The sequence below is a fragment of the Lysobacter sp. 05T417 genome (assembly GCF_056396405.1).
Map to the genome: position 1 here is coordinate 507004 of NZ_JBFTLK010000005.1, position 24078 is coordinate 531081.

The 24078-nt window shown below is 65.4% G+C and carries 25 protein-coding genes; 12 read left to right on the forward strand and 13 right to left on the reverse strand.

The features are described 5' to 3' along the window. Positions 1–20: 20 nt before the first annotated feature. The 12 genes from AC1DER_RS11890 to AC1DER_RS11945 form a co-directional block, all read right to left on the reverse strand. Positions 21–743, reverse strand: a complete 723-nt coding sequence (locus AC1DER_RS11890) for a sulfite exporter TauE/SafE family protein (RefSeq protein WP_477243592.1) — start codon at positions 741–743, stop codon at positions 21–23. Beyond that, entirely contained in the window at positions 733–954 is a 222-nt protein-coding gene (gene ccoS, locus AC1DER_RS11895; protein ID WP_477243590.1) for a cbb3-type cytochrome oxidase assembly protein CcoS, read from the reverse strand. Before ccoS ends, AC1DER_RS11890 begins: the two co-directional genes overlap by 11 nt. Next, positions 951–3458, reverse strand: coding sequence for a heavy metal translocating P-type ATPase (locus AC1DER_RS11900; protein ID WP_477357982.1), 2508 nt, complete (start codon positions 3456–3458; stop codon positions 951–953). The genes ccoS and AC1DER_RS11900 overlap by 4 nt, the downstream gene beginning before the upstream one ends. Before the next feature lie 69 nt (positions 3459–3527). Further along, positions 3528–4037 (reverse strand): FixH family protein, encoded by a 510-nt coding sequence (locus AC1DER_RS11905; protein ID WP_441816943.1) that lies wholly within the window; start codon positions 4035–4037, stop codon positions 3528–3530. Further along, on the reverse strand, positions 4037–5599 hold the full coding sequence (locus AC1DER_RS11910) for a 4Fe-4S dicluster domain-containing protein (protein ID WP_477243585.1): 1563 nt from the start codon (positions 5597–5599) through the stop codon (positions 4037–4039). The genes AC1DER_RS11905 and AC1DER_RS11910 overlap by 1 nt, the downstream gene beginning before the upstream one ends. 15 nt (positions 5600–5614) lie before the next feature. Beyond that, a complete protein-coding gene (locus AC1DER_RS11915; RefSeq protein ID WP_441816941.1) occupies positions 5615–5911 on the reverse strand; it encodes a hypothetical protein in 297 nt (98 codons plus the stop codon). Between the two features lie 10 nt (positions 5912–5921). Continuing rightward, a complete protein-coding gene (ccoP, locus tag AC1DER_RS11920; protein ID WP_477243583.1) occupies positions 5922–6854 on the reverse strand; it encodes a cytochrome-c oxidase, cbb3-type subunit III in 933 nt (310 codons plus the stop codon). Next, the gene (locus AC1DER_RS11925; RefSeq protein WP_441816939.1) at positions 6851–7006 is read right to left on the reverse strand and encodes a cbb3-type cytochrome oxidase subunit 3; all 156 of its coding nucleotides are present in this window, start codon (positions 7004–7006) and stop codon (positions 6851–6853) included. Before AC1DER_RS11925 ends, ccoP begins: the two co-directional genes overlap by 4 nt. 1 nt (position 7007) lies before the next feature. Then, positions 7008–7622 (reverse strand): cytochrome-c oxidase, cbb3-type subunit II, encoded by a 615-nt coding sequence (gene ccoO, locus AC1DER_RS11930; protein WP_441816938.1) that lies wholly within the window; start codon positions 7620–7622, stop codon positions 7008–7010. 18 nt (positions 7623–7640) lie between these two features. Continuing rightward, positions 7641–9080, reverse strand: coding sequence for a cytochrome-c oxidase, cbb3-type subunit I (gene ccoN, locus AC1DER_RS11935; protein ID WP_477243580.1), 1440 nt, complete (start codon positions 9078–9080; stop codon positions 7641–7643). Positions 9081–9283: 203 nt separating this feature from the next. Further along, positions 9284–9490 (reverse strand): twin transmembrane helix small protein, encoded by a 207-nt coding sequence (locus tag AC1DER_RS11940; protein WP_441816936.1) that lies wholly within the window; start codon positions 9488–9490, stop codon positions 9284–9286. Continuing rightward, positions 9487–9852: a hypothetical protein gene (locus tag AC1DER_RS11945; protein WP_477243577.1), complete on the reverse strand. Its 366-nt coding sequence runs from the start codon at positions 9850–9852 to the stop codon at positions 9487–9489. Before AC1DER_RS11945 ends, AC1DER_RS11940 begins: the two co-directional genes overlap by 4 nt. Before the next feature lie 98 nt (positions 9853–9950). On the opposite strand from AC1DER_RS11945, the gene AC1DER_RS11950 reads away from it, so the two are divergent. Together AC1DER_RS11950 and AC1DER_RS11955 are read left to right on the forward strand one after the other, a co-directional pair. After that, the gene (locus AC1DER_RS11950; RefSeq protein WP_477357985.1) at positions 9951–11375 is read left to right on the forward strand and encodes an aminotransferase-like domain-containing protein; all 1425 of its coding nucleotides are present in this window, start codon (positions 9951–9953) and stop codon (positions 11373–11375) included. 57 nt (positions 11376–11432) lie between these two features. Further along, the gene (locus AC1DER_RS11955) at positions 11433–12227 is read left to right on the forward strand and encodes a lytic transglycosylase domain-containing protein (RefSeq protein ID WP_441816933.1); all 795 of its coding nucleotides are present in this window, start codon (positions 11433–11435) and stop codon (positions 12225–12227) included. Positions 12228–12245: 18 nt separating this feature from the next. Here the strand turns inward: AC1DER_RS11955 and AC1DER_RS11960 are convergent, their stop codons facing one another. Then, positions 12246–12743, reverse strand: coding sequence for a hypothetical protein (locus AC1DER_RS11960; RefSeq protein ID WP_441816932.1), 498 nt, complete (start codon positions 12741–12743; stop codon positions 12246–12248). A gap of 180 nt (positions 12744–12923) precedes the next feature. Between AC1DER_RS11960 and AC1DER_RS11965 the strand changes: the two genes are divergently transcribed. The 10 genes from AC1DER_RS11965 to AC1DER_RS12010 all read left to right on the forward strand — a co-directional run. Continuing rightward, positions 12924–13430, forward strand: a complete 507-nt coding sequence (locus tag AC1DER_RS11965) for a hypothetical protein (RefSeq protein ID WP_477243572.1) — start codon at positions 12924–12926, stop codon at positions 13428–13430. A gap of 62 nt (positions 13431–13492) precedes the next feature. Continuing rightward, a complete protein-coding gene (locus tag AC1DER_RS11970) occupies positions 13493–13681 on the forward strand; it encodes a CPXCG motif-containing cysteine-rich protein (protein WP_477243570.1) in 189 nt (62 codons plus the stop codon). Between the two features lie 390 nt (positions 13682–14071). Next, the gene (locus tag AC1DER_RS11975) at positions 14072–14434 is read left to right on the forward strand and encodes an EF-hand domain-containing protein (protein ID WP_477243568.1); all 363 of its coding nucleotides are present in this window, start codon (positions 14072–14074) and stop codon (positions 14432–14434) included. A gap of 111 nt (positions 14435–14545) precedes the next feature. Next, complete coding sequence (locus AC1DER_RS11980; protein ID WP_477243566.1) at positions 14546–15265, forward strand: HAD family hydrolase; 720 nt, start codon at positions 14546–14548, stop codon at positions 15263–15265. A 150-nt stretch (positions 15266–15415) separates the two neighbouring features. Beyond that, a complete protein-coding gene (locus AC1DER_RS11985) occupies positions 15416–15898 on the forward strand; it encodes a hypothetical protein (RefSeq protein WP_477243564.1) in 483 nt (160 codons plus the stop codon). 181 nt (positions 15899–16079) lie between these two features. Continuing rightward, the gene (locus AC1DER_RS11990) at positions 16080–16652 is read left to right on the forward strand and encodes a hypothetical protein (protein WP_477243562.1); all 573 of its coding nucleotides are present in this window, start codon (positions 16080–16082) and stop codon (positions 16650–16652) included. 65 nt (positions 16653–16717) lie between these two features. Further along, positions 16718–17212, forward strand: coding sequence for a GNAT family N-acetyltransferase (locus tag AC1DER_RS11995; RefSeq protein WP_477243560.1), 495 nt, complete (start codon positions 16718–16720; stop codon positions 17210–17212). A gap of 126 nt (positions 17213–17338) precedes the next feature. Continuing rightward, positions 17339–19504, forward strand: a complete 2166-nt coding sequence (locus tag AC1DER_RS12000; RefSeq protein WP_477243761.1) for a type I secretion system permease/ATPase — start codon at positions 17339–17341, stop codon at positions 19502–19504. Then, positions 19501–20922: an HlyD family type I secretion periplasmic adaptor subunit gene (locus AC1DER_RS12005; RefSeq protein WP_477243558.1), complete on the forward strand. Its 1422-nt coding sequence runs from the start codon at positions 19501–19503 to the stop codon at positions 20920–20922. The genes AC1DER_RS12000 and AC1DER_RS12005 overlap by 4 nt, the downstream gene beginning before the upstream one ends. 706 nt (positions 20923–21628) lie before the next feature. Beyond that, positions 21629–24078: Tle-like phospholipase domain-containing protein (locus AC1DER_RS12010; protein ID WP_477357988.1), on the forward strand; the 2450-nt coding region annotated here is incomplete at its 3' end.

The window sequence follows — 24078 nt, forward strand, 5'->3', positions numbered from 1 at the left end:
CGCGACGTTCAACGCGTCGATCATGCGGGCAGGCTGCCGCACCCCAGCGCCGCCAGCAGCGAATGCAACGCCGGCACCCGCATCAGCCACGGCGCCGCCAGCGTCAGCACGCCGGCGACCAGCACCAGCGTTGCGGCGGCATTGCGCCAGCGCGTCTGCAGCCAGCGCCCAAGGCGCGCGCCGCTCATCGTCAGTGGCAACATCACCGGCAACGTTCCAAGGCCAAAGGCGGCCATCGTCAGGGCGCCGTGCAGCGCGCTCGCCTGCAACCAGGCCGCGACCAGCAAGGTCGTGCTCAAGCCGCACGGCAGCCAGCCCCACAGCAAGGCCAGGCCAAGCCGTCGAGCCCGCGTGTTGGCCGGCAGCAGGCGCAGCTGCAGCGGGCGCAACAGCAGCCAGATCCGATTTCCAGGCCGCGACAGGAACGCCAGTCGCCCCTGCCGATCGAACAGGCGCAACGCAACGATCACCAGCACCAGCCCGACCAGCATGCGCAGGCCGAGCGCGAGGCCTTCGATCCGCGCGACCGAGACGATGCCATGGCCCAACCCGCCTGCGATCGCGCCGGCAATGACGTAGCCACCGATACGACCGAGGTTGGCCTCCAGCGCGATCCGGCCGGCGTTGCCGCTGGCGGTTGCCGAGAATCCGGTGGCGATGCCGCCGCACATCGCGGCGCAATGCACGCCGCCCAGCAGGCCGCTGAGCAGGGCCGCGCCGAGGGTCAGCCAGTCAATCGGCATCCTTGCCTTCCGCGGTTGCCGGCGAATCCTGAGAGGACTGCGACGTGGTGGCCGGCATCTGCTCGGCCGGCAGCGGATCCTCGCGCAGGATGTCGATGGCGGGCGTGTCGAGGTCATCGAACTGGCCGCGGCGCACGGCCCAGACGAATGCCCAGATCGCCACGCCGAGCAGGACCAGGCTGATCGGCACCAGCAGCAACAGGATGGTCATGCCGGCCTCACCGTGCGGCGCCCCAGCCGCAACGCATTGAGGGTGACCAGCAGCGACGACATCGCCATGCCGACCGCGGCGATCCACGGCGTGACGTGCCCGCTCGCCGCCAGCGGCAGTGCCAGCAGGTTGTAGCCCAGTGCCCAGGCAAGGTTCTGGCGGACCACCGCACGGGTGCGGCGTGCGAGGGCTATCGCCTGGGGAATGCGCAGCAGCGAAGGGCTGGTGATGACGAAGTCGGCCGCGCGTTGCGCCAGCGCCGCGCCTTCGGCCATGGCGATCGAGACATCGGCGCCGGCCAGCACCGGGGCATCGTTGAGCCCGTCGCCGACCATGGCGACGATGCCACCGTGCGACTGCAACTGGCGCACGTGCGCGAGCTTCTGCTCGGGTGTCTGCCGCGATGCCACCGTGTCGATGCCGATGCCGGCGGCGAAGCGCCGCACCGACGCGTGCGCGTCGCCGCTGCACAGCTCGACTGCGAGGCCCTGCGCGCGCAATGCCGCCACCGCCTCGCGTGCGTCCTCGCGCCTGGCCTCGCTGACGGTGAAGCGGGCGACCGCGACCCCATCGCGGGCGAGCCAGAGTGCGCCGTCATCGTCGCCATTGGTAGCGAAGTCCGCGCGTCCCAATCGCCACAGTTGCTGGCCGATGCGGCCCTCGATGCCGAGGCCGGGCACACTGCGCAACTGCTCCACGCGATGGTCGCTGTCGATATCGGCGAACGCGTGCGCGAGAGGATGGCCGCTGTCGCGCTCAAGCGCGGCGGCGATCGCCAGCGCGGCGTCTGGATCGTGCGTGCTCGGAGCGTGCGTGCTCGGAGCGTGCGTGCTCGGAGCGTGCGTGCTCGGAGCGTGCGTGTTCGGCTCCGGGGCGCCGTTCGCGGTGTCGTTGAAGATGCCGACCGAATCCAGTTGCGGCCGCCCGTTGCTCAACGTTCCGGTCTTGTCGAAAACGACGCGGTCCACCCGCGCCAGCGTCGACAGGGCGTCGCCCCGCAGCCCGAGCACACCCATCCTCGCCAGTGCGCCGTGCGCCGCCGTCAGCGCGGTCGGGATCGCCAGAGACAGCGCGCACGGGCAGCTCACCACCAGCAGCGCCAGGGTCACTTCCAGTGCCCGTGCCGGATCGTGCTGCTGCCACCAGGCATACACGGCCAGCGCGCACGGAAGCAGCGCCAGCACGAAGCCGCTGGCAATGCGGTCGGCGACACGCGCCAGCGCCGGCCGTTCGCCCTGGGCCTGTTCGACCAGCCGGGTCAGCTGCGACAGGCGCGTGTCGTTGCCGACGCGATTGACGCGAATGCGCGCGGCCTGTTCGCGGCAGATGCTGCCGGCCAGCGCAGTCGCGCCGGGCTGGCGCTGGACCGGTGCGGACTCGCCAGTGATCAGTGCTTCATCGAATCCCGAGGCATGGTCGAGCACGACGCCGTCGGCAGGCACCGATTCGCCCGAAGCCACGCGCACGACATCGCCGATGGCCAGGTCACTGATTGCGACCTGTTCGCGGCTGCCATCGTCGCGCTCGCGCGTTGCCAGCGCCGGCCGCGCCCGCGCCAGCGCATCGACCTGGGCGCTGGCGATGCGGCGCGCGCGCTGTTCGAACATTCGCGCCACCAGCAACAGCAGCACGAACATCACCGCCGCGTCGTACCAGACGTGGACGCCGCCGCGGATGGTTTCGACGAGGCTGGCGAAGTAGGCCAGCAGTGTCGACGAGGCGATCAGCGTGTCCATGCCGAGCCGGCGCCCGCGCAGCTCGCGCCACATGCCTTCCAGGAACGGCCAGCCGGAATAGAAGACCACCGGCGTGGACACCAGGAAGGTGATCCAGCGGAAGAAGTCGCGCGTGGGCAGCGGCATCTGCCCGCGCGTGTCCAGGTACAGCGCCTCGGCGAACATCATCGCCTGGATCGCACCGAGGCCGGCGACGCCAAGACGGATCAGCCAACGCCTGCGCTCCTGCCGCTGCGCCTGTTCGCGCTCCTCGCCGGTGGCCAGCCATGGGCGGTAACCCAGGGCATTCAGGCGCGACATCAGCGTCGACAAGGCCACCTGCCGCGGATCCCACGCGACCACGATGCGCCCGGTCACGGCATTGGCGCCGGCATCGAGCACTCCCGGCAGCCGCCGCAAGGCCCGGTCGACCAGCCACGCGCAGGCGGCGCAGCGCATTGCATCGGTGAGCACGGTGATCTCGCGACCGCCGGGCACGCTGCGGCTGTGCTCGGCAAGCACGACTTCGCGATCCCAGCCGGCGAAGTCGGCGGCGTCGGCATCGACGCGCCCGGCCGGCACCGTGCGCAGTCGGTAGTAGTCCTGGAGCGCGGCCTGCTGGATCCAGCTGGCCGCCGCGGCGCAGCCGTCGCAGCAGTACCGCTCGCCGTCGCTGGCGATGGCGGTGGTCTCGACGACAGGCTCGCCGCAATGATGGCAGCTGGCGGCAACCGCACCTGCGCGATCGTCACCTCGGGTCGGAGCCAGCGCGGTATGCGTGACACTCATGCAGACATCATCCCCCAATCGCGCAGTCGGCAAATACCCGATGGCCGGGATCGCCTGGTGCCGCGGCGATCAATCGTCCGCCAGCGCCGGAGCCAGGTGCGCCGCACGCTGCCCGGCCTGCAGGCGGCCGCGAAGACGCCAGCTCCGGTCGCGCGGCGCGAGCAGCAGCAGCCAGTCGTGCCCGGCCGCCGGCTCGACGTTGGCGCGCCAGCCCATCTCGCTCGGGGTCAGGTTGATGGTGCGGTCCTGCGCCGCCTCACTGGGGTGCGACAGGATCAGCGTCAGCGGTTCGTCGCGGGCGACACTGCCGTCGCCGAAGCCACCGGCCACTGGCAGCAGTTCGACCATGCCCTTGTCGACGCGCAGCACGGCCGACAGCTTCAACTCGCGCGCTCGCGCGTCCGGGCCCAGTTCGGTGAGCTGGATCTGCGCCGTGCGCTGGACCGTGTCGATCACCGCATCGTCGCTGCCGCTGCGCACGGCTGCCACCAGCAGCCCCACGCCGGCGACGACCGAGACGATCGGCAGGCCGAGCACCAGCCACATGATCGGCATCCGCAGCGGGCTGGAACGTTCCATCACATCGGTCCGAAGAAAGTGGAAGGGACATCCGCCTGCGCGGCGCCATCGATGCGCTGCACCTTGAAGGTGACCTCGTGCTTGCCGCGCACGTCCCCGGGCGAGGACAGCGTCAACGGAAGGTTCAGCACCTGCTCGGCGGGCGCGTCGACGACCTGCGCGCCGCCGGTTATCGCGCTGCCGACCAGGGTGATGCCGGCCGGGGCCTGCACGCTCACGCGGAAGCGCTGCGCCTTGACGTCCTTGTTGACCAGCTTGAGGGTGTAGCCGTTCTCGATGCGGTCGCCGGCCTCGCGGTAGAGCGCGTTGCGGTCGCGCAGGACTTCGGCGATCAGCGGGCTGCGATGGCCGACGCCCCAGGCCCAGCCCGCGCACAGCGCGAGCAGCAGCAGGCCATAGACGAACACGCGCGGTCGCAGCACGCGCGTGGGCTTGCCATCGATGGCGTTCTGCGTGGAGTAGCGGATGAGGCCCTTCGGGTAACCCATCTTGTCCATCACCTGGTCGCAGGCGTCGATGCAGGCGCCGCAGGCGATGCATTCGTACTGCAGGCCGTTGCGGATGTCGATGCCGGTCGGGCAGACCTGCACGCAGATGGTGCAGTCGATGCAGTCACCCAGCTCTTCCGGCGCGAATCTCGGCAGCGGTGCCGCCTGAAGGCCGGCATCGGTGACCGCCGTGGTGCCGGCGGTCGCGACGGCGTGGCTGGAATGGTGCGCCGAGCGGAACACGTAGTCGTAGGCGGCCACCGGGTCGAGCAGGCCGCGCGCACGCTCGAGCACGCTGGCCATGCCGCGCTTGCGTGGGCCGCGCGGTTCGCCGCGCATCGGGTCGTAGGCGATGATCAGTGTGTGGCGATCGAACATCGCGCTCTGGAAGCGCGCGTACGGGCACATGTACTTGCAGACCTGCTCGCGCAGGAAACCGGCGTTGCCCCAGGTGGCCAATGCGTAGAACAGCACCCAGAACAGCTCCCAGTTGCCCCAGCCCGGCGCGCTGCCCAACAGCGGCGCGCGTGCTGCCAGGTCGGTGATCGGGGTAAAGAAGCCGACGAAGGTGAAGCCGGTCCACAGCGCGAACACCAGCCACAGCAGGTGCTTGCTGCCCTTGCGCACGAACTTGTTGCGGTTCCACGGGCCGGCGTCGAGCTTCATCCGCGCATTGCGGTCGCCCTCGGTCCATTGCTCCATCCACAGGAACACCTCGGTCCACACTGTCTGCGGGCAGGCGTAGCCGCACCACAGGCGGCCGGCGAGGGCGGTGAAGAAGAACAGGGCAAAGCCGGCGATCACCAGCAGCGCCGCCAGGAAGACGAAATCCTGCGGCCAGAAGTTCAGGCCGAACACGTAGAACTTGCGCGCCGGCAGGTCGAACAACACCGCCTGGCGGCCATCCCAGCGCAACCACGGGAACCCGTAGAACATTCCCAGCAGCACCACCACCGCGACCTTGCGCCAGGTCTGGAAGCCGCCATCGACATCGCGCGGGTAGATCTTGCGCTCGCTCACATACAGCGCGCTGCCGCCGTCATCGAGCAGGTCGAGCGGGATCTTCTTGGTCATTGCGGGTTACTCGGCTCACTCCGGCGGCAAGGGCCGGTTGTAGCGACTGGCAGGGCGAAGCAGGATCCAGGTGAACAGGCTCGAGGCGGCAGTGGCCAGCCAGAACATGAAGAAGGCGATGGAATAGCCGAGCGTGCGCGTCAGTGGCAGGTCGGGGAAGGTCATGTCGCGCAGCGCCAGCGGGTCGACGAAGGCGAAGAACACCATCGTCATCACTGCGGCCGAGAAAAAGCTCGGCCACAGGATCGCCCCGAGTCGCTGCGTCAATGGACGCGGCGGATGGTCGAAACGCGGGGCGGTGTAGTCGGTCATCTGCGCTCGGTCATCGGGTCGCGGTGGTGGCCGGTTTGCCGCCGTGCGACAGCGACCAGACGTAGGCGCCGACCAGACGCGCGCGTGTCTCGCCAAGGATCTGCCGGTGCGCCGGCATGCTGCCGTGGCGGCCGCTGGTGATGGTCTGGCGCATGCTCTGCGTAGTGTTGCCGTAGAGCCAGTAGTCGTCGGTCAGGTCCGGCGCGCCCAGCTCCTGGTTGCCCTTGCCGTCGACGCCGTGGCAGGCCACGCAGACGCCGTTATAGAGGCCCTTGCCCTGCGCTGCCATGTAGTTGTTCTGCATGCTGTCCGGGTCCGACAACGTGCGCACGTAGGCGATGACATAGTCGACGGCGTTGTCGCCACCCATGCCGGTCAGGACCTTGCCCCATTCGGGCATCACGCCTTCGCGGCCGTCCAGCACGGTCTGCAGGATGCGGTCGGGCGAACCGCCCCAGTGCCAGATGTCGTCGCTGAGGTTGGGATAGCCGATCGCGCCACGCGCCGACGAGCCGTGGCAGGTCGCGCAGGTGTTGTTGAAGATCGAACGGCCCAGCGCCACCGCCTTGGGGTCGCGGGCGATGATGTCGATCGACTTGCCCGCATACGGTGCGAAGGTCTGCTCGAGCTTGCGGTCGTCGCGCGCCTTCGCTTCCGCCTGCTCGCCGACCGAAGTCCACTTGCTCACGCCAGCGAACGCGCCCAGGCCCGGGTAGTAGATGAGGTAACCGATGGCGAAGACGATGGTGATGTAGAACAGGTTGATCCACCAGCGCGGCATCGGCTTGTTGTATTCGGTGATGTCGCCGTCCCAGTAGTGGCTGGTTTCGGTCGGTCCCGGATCGCCGGGCTTGCGCTTGCCGGTCCACCACAGCAGCCACACGCAGCCCAGGATGTTGAGCGTGACGATGGCGATCACGTACCACGACCAGCCGGCGGTCATGACCTTTTCTCCTTCTTGGCGTCAACGCCCCACTCATCGAGTGGAAGTTGTGCGGCCGCATCGAACTCCGACTTTCGCCGCGGGCTCCAGACCCAGATCCAGCCGCCGACGAACAACACCAGCAGCAACGCCGTGATGATTCCCGACACCATGTCAGCCTCCCCTCGGTGCGTGCTTGCCCAGGCCCTGCAGGTAGGCCACCACTGCGTCGAGTTCGGTCTTGCCGCTGACCGCGGCGCGCGCGCCGCTCAGGTCCTTCTCGGTATACGGGTCGCCGATGCGCTTGAGCGCGCGCATGCGGCGCTCGACCTCCTCGCCGTCGACCTTGTTCTCGGCCAGCCACGGGAAACCGGGCATGTTCGACTCGGGCACCACGTCGCGCGGATTGAGCAGGTGCACGCGGTGCCAGTCATCGGAGTAACGGCCGCCGACGCGGGCCAGGTCCGGGCCGGTGCGCTTGCTGCCCCATTGGAACGGATGGTCGTAGACCGATTCGCCGGCAAGTGAGTAATGGCCATAGCGCTCGGTCTCGAAGCGCAGCGTGCGCACCATCTGCGAGTGGCAGTTGTAGCAGCCTTCGCGGACGTAGACGTCGCGACCGGCCAGTTGCAAAGCCGGGTACGGCTTGACCCCGGGAAGCGGCTTGATCGCCTCGGCCTGGAACATCAGCGGCACGATCTCGGCCAGGCCGCCGAACGACACGGCCACGGCGATCAGCACCGCCATCAGGCCTACGTTGGTTTCGACTTTTTCGTGGGAGTGGCTCATGGCTGCTCTGCGTCCTTGTCAGGCGTGGGCGCGGACGGTGTCCGGCGGCATCACCGGGGTCGGAACGATTTCAGGCGCCCGTTGCCAGGTGCGACTCACGTTCCACGCCATCACGAACATGCCGGCCAGCACCACCAGTCCACCGGCAAGCCGGCCGAGGTAGTAGGGGTAGGTGGCATTGAGTGCCTCGACGAAGCTGTAGGTCAGCGTGCCGTCGGGGTTGGTCGCGCGCCACATCAGGCCCTGCATCACGCCCGCTATCCACATCGAGGCGATGTACAGCAGCACGCCGATGGTATGCAGCCAGAAGTGCAGGTCCACGGCCTTGACCGAGAACATCTCCTTCTGCCCGAGCAGGCGCGGCAGCAGCGAGTAGATCGAGCCGATCGAGATCATCGCCACCCAGCCCAGCGCGCCGGCATGGACGTGGCCGACGGTCCAGTCGGTGTAGTGCGAGAGCGAGTTGACCGTCTTGATCGACATCATCGGCCCCTCGAACGTGGCGATCATGTAGAACGAAATCGCGACGATCAGGAACTTGAGGATCGGGTCGGTCCGCAGTTTGTCCCATGCCCCGGACAGGGTCATGATGCCGTTGATCGCGCCGCCCCAGCTCGGCGCCAGCAGCACCAGCGAGAACACCATGCCCAGCGACTGCGCCCAGTCCGGCAGCGCGGTGTACTGCAGATGGTGCGGGCCGGCCCACATGTAGATGGCGATCAGCGCCCAGAAGTGCACGATCGACAGCCGGTACGAATACACCGGGCGCCCGGCCTGCTTGGGCACGAAGTAATACATCATGCCGAGGAAGCCGGCGGTCAGGAAGAAGCCGACCGCGTTGTGCCCATACCACCATTGCGCCATCGCATCGACCGCGCCGCTGTACATCGAGTACGACTTGGTGAACCCGACCGGGATCGACATGTTGTTGACGATGTGGAGCAGCGCAATGGTGATGATGTACGCGCCGAAGAACCAGTTGGCTACGTAGATGTGCCGCACCCGCCGCTTCACGATCGTGCCGAAGAACACCACGCCGTACGCCACCCAGACCGCGGTGATCAGCAGGTCGATCGGCCACTCGAGCTCGGCGTATTCCTTGCCCTGGGTCATGCCCATCGGCAGGGTGATCGCGGCGGCGACGATCACCGCGTTCCAGCCCCAGAAGGTGAACGCAGCCAGCTTGTCGGAGAACAGCCTGACGTGGCAGGTGCGCTGCACGATGTGGTAGCTGGTGGCGAACAGCGCCGAGCCGCCGAAGGCGAAGATCACCGCGTTGGTGTGCAGCGGCCGCAGGCGTCCGTAGCTGAGCCAGGGCACGTCGAAGTTGAGCGCGGGCCAGTACAGCTGCGCGGCGATGAGCACGCCAACCGCCATGCCGACGATGCCCCAGACCACCGTCATCGCCGCGAACTGGCGGACGACCTTGTCGTTATAGGTTTCTGCAACCGCTTGCATTTGGGCGAGCCCCTTTCCGTGCGCCGGGTCGGCGGCATTCTAGGAACGCGCAGTCCAAGCGCGTTTGACCTGGATCAATTTGCTGGTGGGCACTGCAGGGCGGACTGGTTTTCCCCCCGCGCACAGCGTTCCGAGCCTAGTGCTCGGCGCGTGAAGGTCGTTTCATTTCGTGAAGGTCATCTGGTGACGGCCGCGGGTGCCTGTCACGCGCCAACCCCGTGCGGCTGGATCAGGCCAGTCGCGATGCCCGCTGCAACCATGCCGATGAGCGCGATGGACAGACCAATTCGCCAGGTAAGTGCGTTGACCGCGCGTTTGCTCTGGCCTCGATCGACCAGCATGTAATAAAGGGCCGCGCCGAGGTTGTAGGCGATCAGGCCGAGGAAGGCGACGACGAAAAGGGTTTTCATGGGAAGGCCGGACCTTGGGAGTCATGGGGCTGGCGGGCGCGCAGGCGCTGGAACCAGGCCCGGCGCAGGAGCAGGGCGAGGGTCATCACCCCGAGGTAGAGGCCGTAGGCCAGCGAAGTCGCCAGGACCTGCTTCCACATCGGCCCGAAGCCGGGATCGGCATGCCACATGCCCCAGTACATGCCGGCCATGGCGGCCGCGGTGGCCAGCGCCAGCGCCGCCGAGTCGGCCAGCAGCCGTGCCGGCCCGCGCGGCTGGCGCGGATAGAGCCAGTACAGGACCGAAAGGATGGCGAACCAGGGGGTAAACAGGATCAGGGCGAGGTGCAGCTGCACGTCCGCGGACATGGCGGTCGGGCTCATGGTGGGGAATGCGCGCAGTCTAGGCCTGGAGTATCAGAAGGCATAGAATCAGAAATGGTCAAAAAAACCGTATCAGATTTCCCGGTTCAGGCCGCCCGATGAAGCGTTACCAGGCCCTCGCCGACGAGATCGGCCACTCGATCCAGACCGGCGTGTTCCGCCCCGGCGAGCGCCTGCCGTCGGTGCGTCAGACCTGCGCCGCACGCAGGCTCAGTCCGTCCACCGTCTTCCAGGCCTATTACCTGCTTGAAGCGAGGGGGCTGGTGGAGTCGCGGGCGCGTTCGGGCTACTACGTCGCCCCGCACCCTCGGTTGCTGCCGCCGGAACCGGAGATCGCCTCGCGCCCGGACGGCGACTCGCGCAGCGTGGATGTCAGCGAGCTGGTGTTCGAGGTGCTGCAATCGGCGATGGACCGGGAGGTGGTGCCCTTCGGTTCCGCCTTCCCGAGCCCGCTGCTGTTCCCGCTGCCCAGGCTCGGCCGCGCCGTTGCCGCCACCGCGGTCGAACTCGATCCGTGGAGCACGGTCGACGACCTCACCCCGGGCCTGGCCGAACTGCGTCGACAGATCAGCCAGCGCTACCTCATCGATGGCATCGAGGTCGCTGCCGACGAGATCGTCATCACCAACGGCGCGATGGAGGCGCTGACCCTGTCGATCGCCGCGGTGACCAAGCCGGGCGATGCGGTGCTGGTCGAGTCGCCGTGCTTCTATGCCGTGCTGCAGACGCTGGAGCGCAATGGCCTGCATGCCATCGAAGTGCCAACGCATCCGCGCGACGGCATCGACCTGCCCGCACTGGCGGCGGCGATCCGTCGCCATTCACCGCGTGCGTGCTGGTTGATGCCGACCTTCCACAACCCGCTCGGCGCGACCATGCCCGAAACGGTCAAGCGTGAGCTGGTGTCGCTGCTCGCCCTGCATGCGATCCCGCTGATCGAGGACGACGTCTACGCCGAGCTGCACTTCGGCCCGAAACGCCTGCTGCCGGCCAAGGCGTTCGACCGCGACGGCCTGGTGATGCACTGCTCGTCGTTCTCCAAATGCCTCGCGCCGGGCTATCGCATCGGCTGGGTCGCCGCCGGCAAGTTCCGCCAGGCGATCGCGCGCAACAAGCTCACCACCACCCTCAACACCAACGTCCCGGCGCAGCTGGCGATCGCACGCTATCTGCAGCGCGGTGGTTACGACCGCCATCTGCGCCGCCTGCGTTCGACACTGGCAACGCAACAGGAGCAGTACATCGCTGCGGTCGCGCGTCACTTTCCGGCCGGCACCCGCGTGACGCGACCGCTCGGCGGATATTTCGCATGGATCGAATTGCCCGCCGGCAGCGATGCGCTCGGATTGCAGCGGCAGGCGGTGCGCAGCGGCATCAGCATCGCGCCGGGGCCGATCTTTTCCGCCAGTCGCGGGTTCGGCCATTGCCTGCGACTCAACTTCGGCCACCCGCTCGATGCGCGCGCCGACGCGGCGTTACAGGGGTTGGGCGCCATGGCGGCCATTCAGACCGGGCCCGCGTAGCCTGCGCGGCGGCGCGGCTTCATGTCCCCTATAGGTGCAGTGCCTAGAATCCGCGGCATGAGCCGGTTCCACGCCACTGTGGTCGTCGCAGTGCTCGCGCTGTCCGTGGCCGCGCCTGCGCAGGCGCGCAAGGTCTACCGTTGCGTGCGCGACGGCACGGTCAGTCTGTCGACCGCGCCGGAGCCGGGCTCGCGCTGCAAGGCGCGCGAGATCGACGACAACGCGGTTGCCGTGCCCAATCTGTGGGGCAGTGGCGGCGCGGTCAGCGGCACGCTCTACCAGCGCGAGCAGGACGGCAAGACCGTCTACGGCACGCGCAAGCTTCCGGGCTCGATCAAGGTACTGGCCTTCACCGTGCCGGCGCCGCCGGGCGAGCCGGCGCATACCGGCCTGGGCCAGGTGGGCCCGGCGCAGATCGACCGCTACCCGAAACAGTTCCGCGCCGCCGCACGCGCGACCGGTGTCGATGAGGCCTGGTTGCGCGCGATCGCGCATGCCGAAAGCGGCTTCGACGCGAATGCCGTATCGCCCAAGGGCGCGCAGGGCGTGATGCAGTTGATGCCTGCGACCAGCCGCGAATACGGCGTGGTCGATCCGTTCTCATCGGGGCAGTCGATCGATGCCGGTGCGCGTCACCTGCGCGCGCTGATGCGCCGTTACCACGACGACCTCACCCTCGTCGCCGCGGCCTACAACGCCGGCATAGGCGCCGTTGCCCGCTATGGCGGCGTGCCGCCGTATGCCGAAACCCAGGCCTACGTGGCCAAGGTGCAGGTGCTGCACGCGCGTTATCGCAACGCGCTGGGAATGAAGCCGCTGGCGGTGCCGAACGCGTCGGCTGCGTTGCCTTGACGGCACCGCCCACGACGCTCAGGCCATGGCCTTGGTCGATTCCCAGGGCAGCGGCGTTGCCCCGGATGCGATCAGGGTCGGCTCGAGCGCGTCGAGGAATTCCTTCTTGCCATCGAGCACCACCAGGATGCGCCCGGCCTGGATCTCGGCGTCGAATTTTCGCCGGATCGGATCCGGGATCGACGAGCCCACCAGTGCCGATGCCCAGCAGCCCACGGCCGCACCGGCCACGGTTGCCGCTGCTGCGCCGGCCAGTGTCAGGCCGATCGGGGTCAGGACCACCGCCGCAAGTCCGGCAAGCAACCCTGCGGCACCGCCGTAGCCGGCGCCACGCATCGCGGCCGGCATCAGGTCGGTGTCGGCTTCCTTGCGTTCGTTGGGAATGCCTTCCAGCTCGATGTCCGAGCGCGCGACCAGGAGGATGTCGTGATCGTCGATGCCCGAGCTGCGTGCGGTGTTCATCACCGTTTGCGCGGTGTCCAGATCGGGCGTGCTGAATACGTGCCGCATCTTCATTGTCTGTCTCCCGCACTGCGATGGGAGCCTGCCTGCCGGGCGTGCATGGCTGGGCGGGGCCCACTACTCGCAGCCGATGGCGCAAGCTTTGCCGTGCCCGGGTTAGAGGCGCGTGATGAGCCGGCTGCCACAATGACGGTGCTAAGGTGCCACGCATCCAGACCCTGCACAGGTGTGCCAATGACTGCCGCATCCCGCCCGTTGCTGATCGCGATCACGCTCCTCCTGGCCGCCTGCAAGGCGCAGGCTCCCACGCCTCCCGCGCAGCCCGAGCCGGCAACGCCGCAGGTCACCGCCGATACGTCCGCCGAGCCGGCACGCTCCACCGATGCACCGCTTCCGGCCGAACCCACGCCGGCGCCGGCAGCGAGCGCCACCGCGACCCTGCCGTCTGCGTTCGTCGACAAGGTCTGGAAGGTCAAGCAGACCAGCGCGGGCCAGCCCGGTTCGACCTACACGTTCCTGGCCGATGGCACGCTGGTGGTGGATTCACCCAATGCCACGCCGATGCATGGCCGCTGGTCGTTCGACAAGGGCGCGCTGGTGATGGTGGAGGAGGGCATCAACTACCCGACTGACATCCTTGCAATTGACGCCACGCAGTTCCACATCCGCAGCAACAACCCCGGCGAGCCGGTGGATATCCTGCTCGAACCGGCCCCTGATCAGACGCTGCCGAAGCCCTGACAGTCCAGGCGGCGTCCACGCCGGGTGCCGGCACCACGGCCCCGGCCACCGAGGAGGAAGCCATGCTTCCCACCGTCGACGTGCAATGCCCCTACTGCGGTGAAACCATCACCCTGGTGATCGATGACTCTGCCGGTTCTCAGAACTACATCGAGGACTGCCAGGTCTGTTGCCGGCCGATCACCGTCGTCGTCGAGTTCGACGAGGAGGGCGTGCCTTACGCGGACGTCCGTGGCGAGGACGAAGCCTGAGACGGCATCGCTGCTTCGCGCGCATGCAATCGCGCGCACGCAATCGCGCGCATGCAATCGCATGTTGCGCCGCATGCCGTCGGCTTGATCGAATCGGCCGGTTGACGCCCTCACTGGTGAAGGTTGTGTTGTGTTCATCAATCCAGCCGCGTCCTTGCAGGCTTGAACTTCGGCCTGCGTCACATTCATCGGCAAACGCGGTCACCAAAACGGGTCCGCGCTAGCGGCATTGGCCCGGCGCGTGGTTAAGAAAACGCTGGTTTAACGATCGCCGCCGCAGAAGCGTTCATGCGCGCGCCGGCAAGGTGGGGTCGTGCGGCACGTCAGGGGCAACGTTGCCCTTCCGCGCAATTGAACTGGCATCAATGCCGCCCACCCCAGGAGACACGCATGACCATCCATTCCCGCAAGCCGCTGCTCGCCGCCGTCGCCCTGATGGCCGCGCTGTCCGCACCGCTGGCGTTCGCCCAGTCGGCCACCCCGGAAGCGACCCAGGCCCAGGATGCCGCCGCGGCCCCGGCCGAACCCGCCGCTGCCGCTCCGACGGCTGCGCCGCAGAAGAAGAGCTGGTCCGACGTCGACTCCAACAAGGACGGCGCGCTGAGCAAGACCGAGGCCGCCACCGTCCCGGCCCTGGGCCAGGTGTTCGACAAGGCTGACGCCAATGCCGATGGCGCGCTCACCACCGATGAATACAAGGCCTACGTCGCCAAGGTCCAGACCACCCCCGGCAAGAGCCACAGCGGCGGCTAAACCCGCTCCGCGTTTTTACCTCCCCCACGACAAGGGCGGCCTCGGCCGCCCTTGTTCTTTTGCGCCAGGCGATGCCCCGGCGGAGGCACCATTCGGCCTCATAATGCGCACATGAGTACGATCCAATTGATCGGCTTCGATGCCGACGACACCCTCTGGCGCAGCCAGGACTACTTCGACCAGGCACAGGACGACTTCGAACGCATCGTCGGCGCCTACGTCGACCTCCACGACGCACGTGTGCACGAACGCCTGTACGAAGTCGAGAAAGGCAACATCGCCCTGTTCGGCTACGGCGTGAAGGGCATGGTGCTGTCGATGATCGAAGCGGCCGTCGACATCACCGGCTCGCGCATCAGCGCCCAGGACCTGCACCGCATTGTCACGCTCGGCAAGGACCTGCTGCGCCATCCGGTTGAGCTGCTGCCGGGCATCCGCGAAGCCGTGGAAGCGATCGCGTCGGAGTTCGACGTCGTGCTCATCACCAAGGGCGACCTGTTCCACCAGGAAGCCAAGGTGAAGCAGTGCGGTTTCGCCGATTTGTTCCGCCGCATCGAAATCGTCAGCGAAAAAGACACCGCCACCTACGCCCGCCTGCTCGAGGAGTTCGACCTGCCGGCCGAACGTTTCGTCATGGTCGGCAACTCGCTGCGGTCCGACATCGCCCCGGTGCTGGAGCTGGGTGGGTGGGGCATCCATGTGCCATATCACACCAACTGGGTGCACGAGAACGAAGCCGACGTCGCCGACGACGCCCCGCGCCTGCGCCGCGTCGACCACGCCGCGCAACTGCCGGCGATGGTCCGGCAACTGGCCGCCGCAGCCGGCTGACCGCAACCAGCTGACCACCGACGGACTGGCCAACCCCAACGCCAGTTAAGCGGTCCCGGGCAGGGGCGGTTTCATTAAAAAGCTGTTCACCCGAGTCGCCCCATCTTGATGTCGTGCCCGCCGGGGGGTGGGCAAACAAGGAGAATCAAGATGGCTACCGTCCTGTCCCGCTGGATGGCTACTGTGGTACTTGCCGCCGGCCTGGGTACGGTTGCGATGGCGCCGACGCCTGCGCGTGCCGGCGAGGGCGACGACTGGGTGCGCGTGGTCGTGGATGTGGCCGACGTGATCTACCACAGCGGCTACCCCTATTACCGCTACGACAACGGTTACCGCGACCGCCTGATCGTGGTCCAGGACTACGGGCGTCCCAGGTACTACCGCCGCGTATATCGTGCCGGCCCGCCTTACGGCAACGCGTACGGCTACTACAACAACGGCAACTGCAACAAGCACGGAAAGTGCACGGTGCGTTACTACGACGGCCGCTACGACCACCATCGCGACCGCGTCTACTACTCCGACCGCGACCGTGGCCGTTACGACAACCGCTACGACGGCAACCGCTACGTCCGTTACGACAACGACGGTTATCGCGACGACCGTCGCGACCGCCACCACGACGACGACTGATCGTCGCAGCGGGGCATTCGACAACGGCACCGCATCGGTGCCGTTGTGGTTTCTGGTCGCCCCGGCGAAAACCTCGTATAAATGCCCGGCCAACGGCTTTCGGGTTCCCGGCGCGGTTTCAGAACGGATTCACCCCCGCGCCCCCAGCATTCCCGCCATCCGCAGTTGAGAGCACAACGCCATGCCTTCCCCCTGGAAGTCGAAATTCGCCGGGTTGTTCGTTGCCCTGGTTGGCCTGTCAGGCGCCGGCGCGGCTTCGGCGCAGGACTACACCTTCGGCTGGAACCCGCGCAGCGGCGACGGCTGGGTGGACACCTGGGCGGGCGACGTGAACCGCTATGGCAGCCGCTATCGCGACCCGTTCGTCGACGAGATGGTCCGCTACTACGGCGCGCCGCGCGAGCTGGTGACAGATCTACTTGGCGATCGCCGATGGGCGCCGGGTGACGTCTACCTGGCCTGCTCGATCGCCTCGATCATCGGACGCCCGTGCCGCTACGTCGTCGACATCTGGGAACGCGACCACGGCCAGGGCTGGGGCAACGTTGCCCAGGGCCTGGGCATCAAGCCGGGCTCGGCGGAGTTCCACCGTTTGAAGAAGGGTTTCGTGCCCAGCTACGACCGCTGGGGTCGCACGATCACCATCGACTCGGACCTCGAGCGCGACTTCCCGGGCCGCGGCAAGGGTGTGCAGGGCAAGTCCGGCAAGGGCAAGTCGGCCCAGGCGGCTGCCAACGGCAACGGAAAGGACTAAGGCCCGCGCAATGGCGGGCAGGCAGTGGTGAGCACGCCCTGTCGCTGCCGCACTATCATTGCGGCATGACCACTTCATCCCCCATCCGCATCGTCGCTTACGCACCGCGCTGGCGCGAAGACTTCGCCACGCTCAACCTGGAATGGCTCGAACGCTGGTTCACTGTCGAACCGATCGACCGTGAAGTGCTTGGCGACCCCGAGACCCACATCCTCGCCGGTGGCGGACATGTGTTGTTCGCAATCGACGCAGACGATCGCGCAGTCGGCACGGTCGCGCTCAAGCGCGAGTCCGATGGCGTTTACGAACTGACCAAGATGGCCGTGGCGCCGGAACTGCGTGGCGCCGGCGTCGGTCGGCTGCTGATGCAGGGCGCGATCGATGCGTTCAAGGCCTGTGGGGGCAAGGAACTGTTCCTGGAGTCGAGCAAGCAACTCGGTCCGGCGCTTGCGCTATACGAGAGCGTCGGCTTCCGCCATTACCCGGCACCGCGGCCGGGATCGCACTACGCGCGCGCTGACGTGTACATGGTGTGGGAGCCTAACTTGCCTTGGGGCTGACTCCGTCCTCTATTCCCACACCTGTACGGGCCAAACGCCTCCCCAGGAGTACGAGGAACTCGCGTTACCTCCACGCTTGAGAGGCGCGATTCTTGGCTTCGGGAAACAGGTGATTAGGGAATGCTCATGGCACCGGGGAGTGTCGCGCTGGCGGTAGCGGGGTACGCAGAACCATTAAGCCGGCAGTCTGATCTGGCCCTTGAAGGGTTGGTGTTGCTGGCGCAGTTCCATGGCATCGCGGCCAACGCGGAACAACTAGCGCACGATTTGGGCCGAGTTGGCGAGGCCTTCGACGAGACCACGCTGCTGTTGGCTGCGAAGAGACTTGGCCTCAAAGCCAAGATCGTCGAACAGTCCGCGACCCGGCTGGGTATGGCCAATTTGCCCGCGCTCGCGCTCGTGCCAGACGGCGGCGCCTTCTTGGTTGCAAGGGTTAACGGCGACCAGGTCCTGATACACGACCTCGTCGAGAAGCGTGTTCGGTCGATCTCTCACAGTGAATTCCGGCTTCTCTACGCGGGCCGCCTGCTGCAGGTGGCCTCTCGTGCCTCGGTGCTCGGCGAGCTCGCCAAGTTCGATCTCAGCTGGTTCATTCCGGCCATAGTGAAGTACCGCAAGCTTCTGCTGGAAGTCTTCATCGTCTCGTTCTTCATTCAGCTCTTTGCGCTGGTAACGCCGCTGTTCTACCAGGTAGTGATGGACAAAGTGCTGGTGCATCGAGGCCTGACCACGCTGGACGTAATCACGATCGGGCTGGCCTCAATGGCGGTGTTCGATGTGGTCTTGTCCGGCCTTCGGACGTACGTGTTCTCGCATACGACCTGCAAGATCGACGTAGAGCTTGGCGCGAGACTGTTCCGCCACGTTCTGGCGCTTCCACTCGCTTACTTCGAATCGCGCCGGGTCGGCGACACCATTGCCCGCGTGCGCGAGCTGGAGAACATCCGGAGCTTCCTCACCGGGCAAGCGCTGACCTCTGTCCTCGACCTCTTCTTCATCGTTGTGTTTCTGACGGTAATGTTCTACTACAGCGTCTGGCTGACGCTAATCGTCGTGGTATCGCTCCCGCTGTACGCGCTGATCTCGGCTGGCGTCACGCCCGTGCTGCGCAACCGCTTGAACGAGAAGTTCGCCCGCGGCGCGGACAACCAGGCGTTTCTCGTCGAGACGATCAGTGGCATTGGCACGGTCAAGGCGATCGCAGTCGACCCACGCGTCATCCGCACCTGGGACGACCAGTTGGCCGGTTACGTCACGGCAGGCTTCGGCGTTACCCGCATCGCCACGCTTGGACAGCAGAGCGTGCAGCTTGTGCAGAAGCTTGTTGGCGTCGCGATCCTGTTCTGGGGCGCAAGGCTCGTCATCCATGGCGAGCTCTCAGTGGGGCAGCTGATTGCGTTCAACATGCTATCCGGCCAGGTAACCGCCCCGATCATCCGCCTTGCGCAACTGTGGCAAGACTTCCAGCAGGTTGGCATCTCGGTCGAACGACTGGGCGACATCCTCAACGCTCGTACCGAAAGGGTGGGCAGCAGAACGGCGCTGCCGCCGATAGAGGGGCGGGTCACATTCGAGCGGGTGTCCTTCCGTTACCGGCCTGACACCGCAGAAGTCCTCAGCGGCATCGAGTTGGATATCAAACCGGGGGAAGTGATCGGGATCGTCGGGCACTCCGGCTCGGGCAAAAGCACCCTGACCAAGCTGGTTCAGAGGCTGTACACGCCTGAGCGGGGGCGAGTGCTGATCGACGGTCACGACCTTGCGCTCGCCGATCCGGCGTGGTTGCGCCGTCAGCTAGGCGTGGTGCTGCAGGAGAACTTCCTGTTCAACCGCAGCGTGCGCCAGAACGTTGCGCTCAGCGACCCGGGTATGCCGCTGGAGCGGGTGATCAATGCCGCGAAACTGGCAGGGGCCCACGACTTCATCGTCGAGCTGCCCGAAGGCTACGACACCGTGGTCGGAGAGCAAGGCGCCGGGCTGTCTGGTGGGCAGCGCCAGCGCATTGCCATCGCCCGCGCGCTGGTCACCAATCCTCGCATCCTGATCTTCGATGAGGCTACGAGTGCCCTTGACTACGAGTCCGAAAACGCGGTGATGGCCAATATGTGCGCCATATGCAAAGCGCGGACCGTACTGATCATTGCCCATCGCTTGTCGACCGTGCGACGTGCCAATCGAATCGTCGTCGTGGAGAAGGGACGGGTAGTCGAAAGTGGGTCCCACGCGGAGCTGGTTGAGCGGCCCGAGGGTCGATACGCCCATCTTCACCGTCTGCAGTCGGGGGAGGCATGAGGCACATCCGTCTGGGAGCGAGCGACTTCGCCGGTCGATATGTGGCCGTCTTCAAGTCCGCGTGGAAGTCGCGCGGCGAGCTTGATCCGCCCAAGCGAAACGCTGACGAGCTGGCCTTCCTTCCAGCGCACCTCGAACTGACCAACTCGCCAGCCTCTCCGGCCGCTCGCTGGACCATGCGCACCATCATTGCCTTCTTCTGCGTGGTGGCGCTATGGGCGTCCCTTGGAAAGCTGGACATTGTTGCCGTGGCGCCGGGAAAGTTCGTTGTCGATTCGCGCACCAAGATGGTCCAGTCGGCCGAGGCGGGCGTGGTCCGACAGATCTTTGTACGTGACGGCGAAGTCGTGAAGAAGGGTCAGTTGCTCATTGAGCTGGATGCTACCGCCACAGGCGCGGAACGCGAACAAGTCGTTCAATCACTGATCAACGCAAGGCTGGCGACGTTGCGACTGGATGCCATGGTGGCATCACTAAGTAGCAACCGGTCACCCGTGATGTCGTCGGACGTCGAGCTTCCGGAAGGTCGCGTGGAAGCAGAGCAAGCGTTAGCGCGAAGTCAGTTCGATACATACCAGGCCAGGCGGCAGGGCTTGCGGGCCAGCATTGAGCAGCGCAAGGCGGAGTTGCGAACCCTGCAGGCCGCTATCACACCGCTTGATGAGTCCGCGCGCATCTCGAGGGCCAGGGCCGCGGACTACGGCAGTTTGGTGGAGGGGCAGTACGTCGGTCGGCATGAGTATCTCCTTCGGGAGCAGGAGCGCATAGCGGCGGAGCGCGAGCTTTCGACACATCGCAGTCGATTGCAGGAGATTCGCTCCGCTATCAGTGCGGCGGAGGAGGAGTTGCGCGTACTCATGACCGATACGCGGCAACAGGCGTTGGATCAGCTGCGCCTGGCGGGCGAAGAGGTGAGACAGCTGACCCTTGAGGTCGCCAAGACCGGTCAGCGCGACCGGCTCATGAAGCTGCGAGCACCAGTTGATGGAAGCGTGCAGCAGTTGGCAGTGCATACGGTGGGCGGCGTGGTGACGCCAGCACAGACGCTATTGGCCGTGGTGCCGAGTGATGAGGCATTGGAGGTCGAAGCTGCCGTCCTCAACAAGGACATCGGCTTTGTACGTGCCGGCCAACGGGTCACACTGAAGATCGAGAGCTTCCCGTATACACGCTACGGTTTCCTGACTGGAACGGTCTTGAGCGTCTCGAACGACGCAGCTCAGGACGAGCGTATGGGGCCGGTGTTTCCGATCCGTGTTGGCTTGGACAAGGCCATCATCGAGCTCGATGGCGTGCGCTTTCGGATGACGCCGGGCATGAGTCTTAGCGCAGAAATAAAGACCGGTAAGCGCCGCGTTGCTGACTATCTACTCAGCCCGATCGAGCGACACGGCAGGGAGGCGCTAAGGGAGCGTTGACCGTCGTCGGGGGGGGCTCCAGCGCGAATATCGAGTACGTGCTGTGTGGCCGGCGGTGAACGCATCCTCAAAGAAGCGATCGATGCCGTCAATTGGAAGCAGGGCAAAAGCTATCAGTTTTCTTGATTAAGGACATGCATGCGATATGGATATCGTCAAAGGTCAACGCGTATTGGCACTTTCCCTGCTTCTTGTTACCACGTCGTGCAACCGGACGGGAGGTCACGGGAAGGAGATCGAACCGGAATGGGTGGAAGCATCAGCGAAGTTCGAGCCGGCCCCCGGGGTAACCGGTTTCGCGATTGCTTCGCTTGAGGCCGAGTACGCGAACTTTTCGGAAGAATGCACCAAACACACTCCACTTATTGGGCCAGTCGGATACCCGAGGGTGCTCGAAGTAGTGGGGCGCGATCGGGCCTCCGTCGGCACCGTCCTGCGGGGGAAGGCTCGTTGCACCGTGTTCTTAGTCAGCGTTCAGTCGGTGGTGACGGATGGACAAGGTGAGGGGAGGGCGGCGCGAGGGTCGGCATCGTATAGGGCCTCGTTGGAGCGCGGCAGCGAGACATCCAGTTGCTACGTCTCCAGCATGGGGCCTGGGTACTGTCTCGAAGACAACGAAGCGACTCTTACGAGTCGGAAAAGCAACCGCTCCAACTTCATTGGGGTGATGACGGTCACATGGGAAAGAAGGCAGAAGGATCTGTAAATGTCGAGCACAAGCACTTACGCATATGCCGCAACACTTGCCTACAACTCTGGCGCGTACGTCAGCGGCGCCAAATTTGAATCCACCATAGGTGACGAACTGACGGTTCTGCACTCTGTCAGTACCGCTAGTGGTTACAAAGGCACGGTATTTCGGGACGTAAGAACAGGTGAGATCGTCGTCGCAAGCGCCGGTACGGAGCCATTCGGGTCGTCACCGGCCGATCTCACAACCGACGTTGGCATGGCGGTGTCACAAGTCCCTGCGCAACTTCCGGACGCAATCAATCTGTTCAGATGGGCTCAAAAGCACGCGGCTCAGATCGGAGCCAGGTCGGTGAATGTGACTGGCCATTCTCTTGGGGGTGCGTTGGCGCAACTGCAGGCAGCGGCGTTTGGTGTCGGCGGCGAGACATTCAACGCGTTCGGCGTTAGGAGGGGCGCCGAAAAGCTCGGCTATGACACGACTATTGCGGACAAAAGCGTGATCAATCACCGAACCTTTCACGACGTTGTGTCAGGAGTCTCGCTAGATGATCAGATTGGCACAACGAGAACATACATGACGAAGTGGGTGGACGATCCTCTGGGCGCTCATGGCATGTCCAACTTCTGGGATGCCGATGGTCGAACCGTTGGCGAAGCCTTGAGTGGTCGCCATGTGGTCGCAGACCTGGCCGAGGACGTCCAGGAATCCTGGCGCCGCTTGTCAGATTGGCTGGAAGATACCTATACGGATACCAGGAATTGGTGGATTCAAAAGAGGAATGATATTGATGAGCGAGTTCGCGATCTCTTCGATTGGGCACGAAACTGGCTGCCTGCGCGTCGCGACCCGCTGGTGTTGGACTTGGATGGAGACGGTATTGAGACTGTTCGTGCCGACGGTTCTGTCTTGTTCGACCACGACGGCGATGGGATCAAGCACGGTACTGGTTGGATCAAAGGCGACGATGGTTTCCTGGTGCTCGATCGAGACGGAAACGGGCGGATAGATAGCGGAAGAGAGCTCTTCGGCGCGGATACCCCCATGTTGAACGGGGCCGAAGCAGGTTCTGGATTCTCCGCTCTCCAGGACTTGGACAGTTCTGGAGATGGGGTGTTCGACGCCAGCGATACGAAGTATCTGAACGTCAGGGTTTGGCGTGACCTGAACGAAGATGGGATTTCGCAAGGTAGCGAGCTGTTTACCCTCGTGCAGACCGGGGTGAGATCGGTCGATCTCACGCCTGTATCCGCGATTGATAAGAATCTAGGCAATGACAACATTATTGACAATTCCGGCAGGTTTGTTCGGGTCGATGGAAGCGTCGGCCTCGCGGCAGATGTGTTGCTAGGCCGTAGCTTCTTCCACCGTGATTATTCTGAAGCGCGCGATCCTGCCGTCGTCGGCGACAAAGCCAGTCGTCTACCCAATGTCTCGGGGTCCGGCGCAGTGCGAGATCTGGCTGAAGCAGCCAGTGGGGAAGAGAGGCTGGTCGCCGCCATCAATGCGCTCTCACCTGGGACGACGAGGGAGCAGATGATGGAGAAGATTGATGAGGTTCTCGCACTCTGGGCGGGTACGTCCGAGATGCTGTCTAGCGCAGATATTGTGGGCCTGCGGCGGGAGGAGCTCATCGTCGCAGGGCCGGTTCCGTTGGAAGTGGTGGCGCGGGGCGCCGAGGCTGTCACGTCCTATGGCAGGGAAGAGACGAAGTGGCTGCTCCCGTTGATCAGTCAGTTGGAGAAGTTTAATGGCAGCACGTTCTTTGCGCACGCGCCAGACGGCTCGATTTCGACCGGGCGGGCGAATTTTCGACGTGGCGAAACCAATGTTGGCGATTCGGCGCCAAGCTTGGTGGTAACCCTGAATCAGGCGCAGGTTGATGCGCTTGTTCAGAGTTACGAGGCGCTAAAGGAGTCGGTCTACGACGCGTTGGTGCTTCAAACCAGACTCAAAGGTGCTGTCTCCAGCATCGTACTCAAGGGCGGGGACATCGGTCTGCCTGGGTTGGATCTGAGCCTTGTCGAGGACTACGTACGGGAGAGGGCGGCGGTCAGTCCCATCGATGCCATTTCTGATCTGTACGATATCCAGAAAGGCTTTGGGCGGATCGCTCCCGATTGGGACTGGCGCGGATTGTTGGTCGAGCTCATCAGCCGAGGGCGTCAGAAGCAGGTGCTTGTACAGCATGCAAGTAGTCTTTTCTCGATCAGCCTTCAATTTGCTGGCGCCGACGGTCGCGAACTGGTTGGAGGGGGCGGCGATGACATATTGTTGGGCGGCGACGGCAACGACAACCTCGGCGGCGCCAACGGTGAGAATCGGCTGGTCGGCGGTGCGGGCGATGACGTGCTGTGGGTCGGCGGTGCGTATTCGAACAACAACGTGTTCGAGGGCGGCACCGGTACGGACATGCTGCACGGCAGCTACAACAGCGACACCTACCGGTTCAACCTCGGCGACGG

Excerpts from the sequence above, each read along its gene's own strand:
- AC1DER_RS11990 (WP_477243562.1), top strand. The coding sequence starts at position 16,080 with ATGCCTTCCCCCTGGAAGTCGAAATTCGCCGGGTTGTTCGTTGCCCTG.
- AC1DER_RS11980 (WP_477243566.1), top strand. The coding sequence starts at position 14,546 with ATGAGTACGATCCAATTGATCGGCTTCGATGCCGACGACACCCTCTGG.
- AC1DER_RS11970 (WP_477243570.1), top strand. The coding sequence starts at position 13,493 with ATGCTTCCCACCGTCGACGTGCAATGCCCCTACTGCGGTGAAACCATC.
- ccoO (WP_441816938.1), bottom strand. The coding sequence starts at position 7,622 with ATGAGCCACTCCCACGAAAAAGTCGAAACCAACGTAGGCCTGATGGCG.
- AC1DER_RS11945 (WP_477243577.1), bottom strand. The coding sequence starts at position 9,852 with ATGAGCCCGACCGCCATGTCCGCGGACGTGCAGCTGCACCTCGCCCTG.
- AC1DER_RS11925 (WP_441816939.1), bottom strand. The coding sequence starts at position 7,006 with ATGGTGTCGGGAATCATCACGGCGTTGCTGCTGGTGTTGTTCGTCGGC.
- ccoS (WP_477243590.1), bottom strand. The coding sequence starts at position 954 with ATGACCATCCTGTTGCTGCTGGTGCCGATCAGCCTGGTCCTGCTCGGC.
- ccoP (WP_477243583.1), bottom strand. The coding sequence starts at position 6,854 with ATGACCGCCGGCTGGTCGTGGTACGTGATCGCCATCGTCACGCTCAAC.
- AC1DER_RS11940 (WP_441816936.1), bottom strand. The coding sequence starts at position 9,490 with ATGAAAACCCTTTTCGTCGTCGCCTTCCTCGGCCTGATCGCCTACAAC.
- AC1DER_RS12005 (WP_477243558.1), top strand. The coding sequence starts at position 19,501 with ATGAGGCACATCCGTCTGGGAGCGAGCGACTTCGCCGGTCGATATGTG.
- AC1DER_RS11955 (WP_441816933.1), top strand. The coding sequence starts at position 11,433 with ATGAGCCGGTTCCACGCCACTGTGGTCGTCGCAGTGCTCGCGCTGTCC.
- AC1DER_RS11985 (WP_477243564.1), top strand. The coding sequence starts at position 15,416 with ATGGCTACCGTCCTGTCCCGCTGGATGGCTACTGTGGTACTTGCCGCC.
- AC1DER_RS11950 (WP_477357985.1), top strand. The coding sequence starts at position 9,951 with ATGAAGCGTTACCAGGCCCTCGCCGACGAGATCGGCCACTCGATCCAG.
- AC1DER_RS11900 (WP_477357982.1), bottom strand. The coding sequence starts at position 3,458 with ATGAGTGTCACGCATACCGCGCTGGCTCCGACCCGAGGTGACGATCGC.
- AC1DER_RS11910 (WP_477243585.1), bottom strand. The coding sequence starts at position 5,599 with ATGACCAAGAAGATCCCGCTCGACCTGCTCGATGACGGCGGCAGCGCG.
- AC1DER_RS11965 (WP_477243572.1), top strand. The coding sequence starts at position 12,924 with ATGACTGCCGCATCCCGCCCGTTGCTGATCGCGATCACGCTCCTCCTG.
- ccoN (WP_477243580.1), bottom strand. The coding sequence starts at position 9,080 with ATGCAAGCGGTTGCAGAAACCTATAACGACAAGGTCGTCCGCCAGTTC.
- AC1DER_RS11975 (WP_477243568.1), top strand. The coding sequence starts at position 14,072 with ATGACCATCCATTCCCGCAAGCCGCTGCTCGCCGCCGTCGCCCTGATG.
- AC1DER_RS11890 (WP_477243592.1), bottom strand. The coding sequence starts at position 743 with ATGCCGATTGACTGGCTGACCCTCGGCGCGGCCCTGCTCAGCGGCCTG.
- AC1DER_RS11995 (WP_477243560.1), top strand. The coding sequence starts at position 16,718 with ATGACCACTTCATCCCCCATCCGCATCGTCGCTTACGCACCGCGCTGG.
- AC1DER_RS11915 (WP_441816941.1), bottom strand. The coding sequence starts at position 5,911 with ATGACCGACTACACCGCCCCGCGTTTCGACCATCCGCCGCGTCCATTG.
- AC1DER_RS11905 (WP_441816943.1), bottom strand. The coding sequence starts at position 4,037 with ATGGAACGTTCCAGCCCGCTGCGGATGCCGATCATGTGGCTGGTGCTC.
- AC1DER_RS11960 (WP_441816932.1), bottom strand. The coding sequence starts at position 12,743 with ATGAAGATGCGGCACGTATTCAGCACGCCCGATCTGGACACCGCGCAA.
- AC1DER_RS12000 (WP_477243761.1), top strand. The coding sequence starts at position 17,339 with ATGGCACCGGGGAGTGTCGCGCTGGCGGTAGCGGGGTACGCAGAACCA.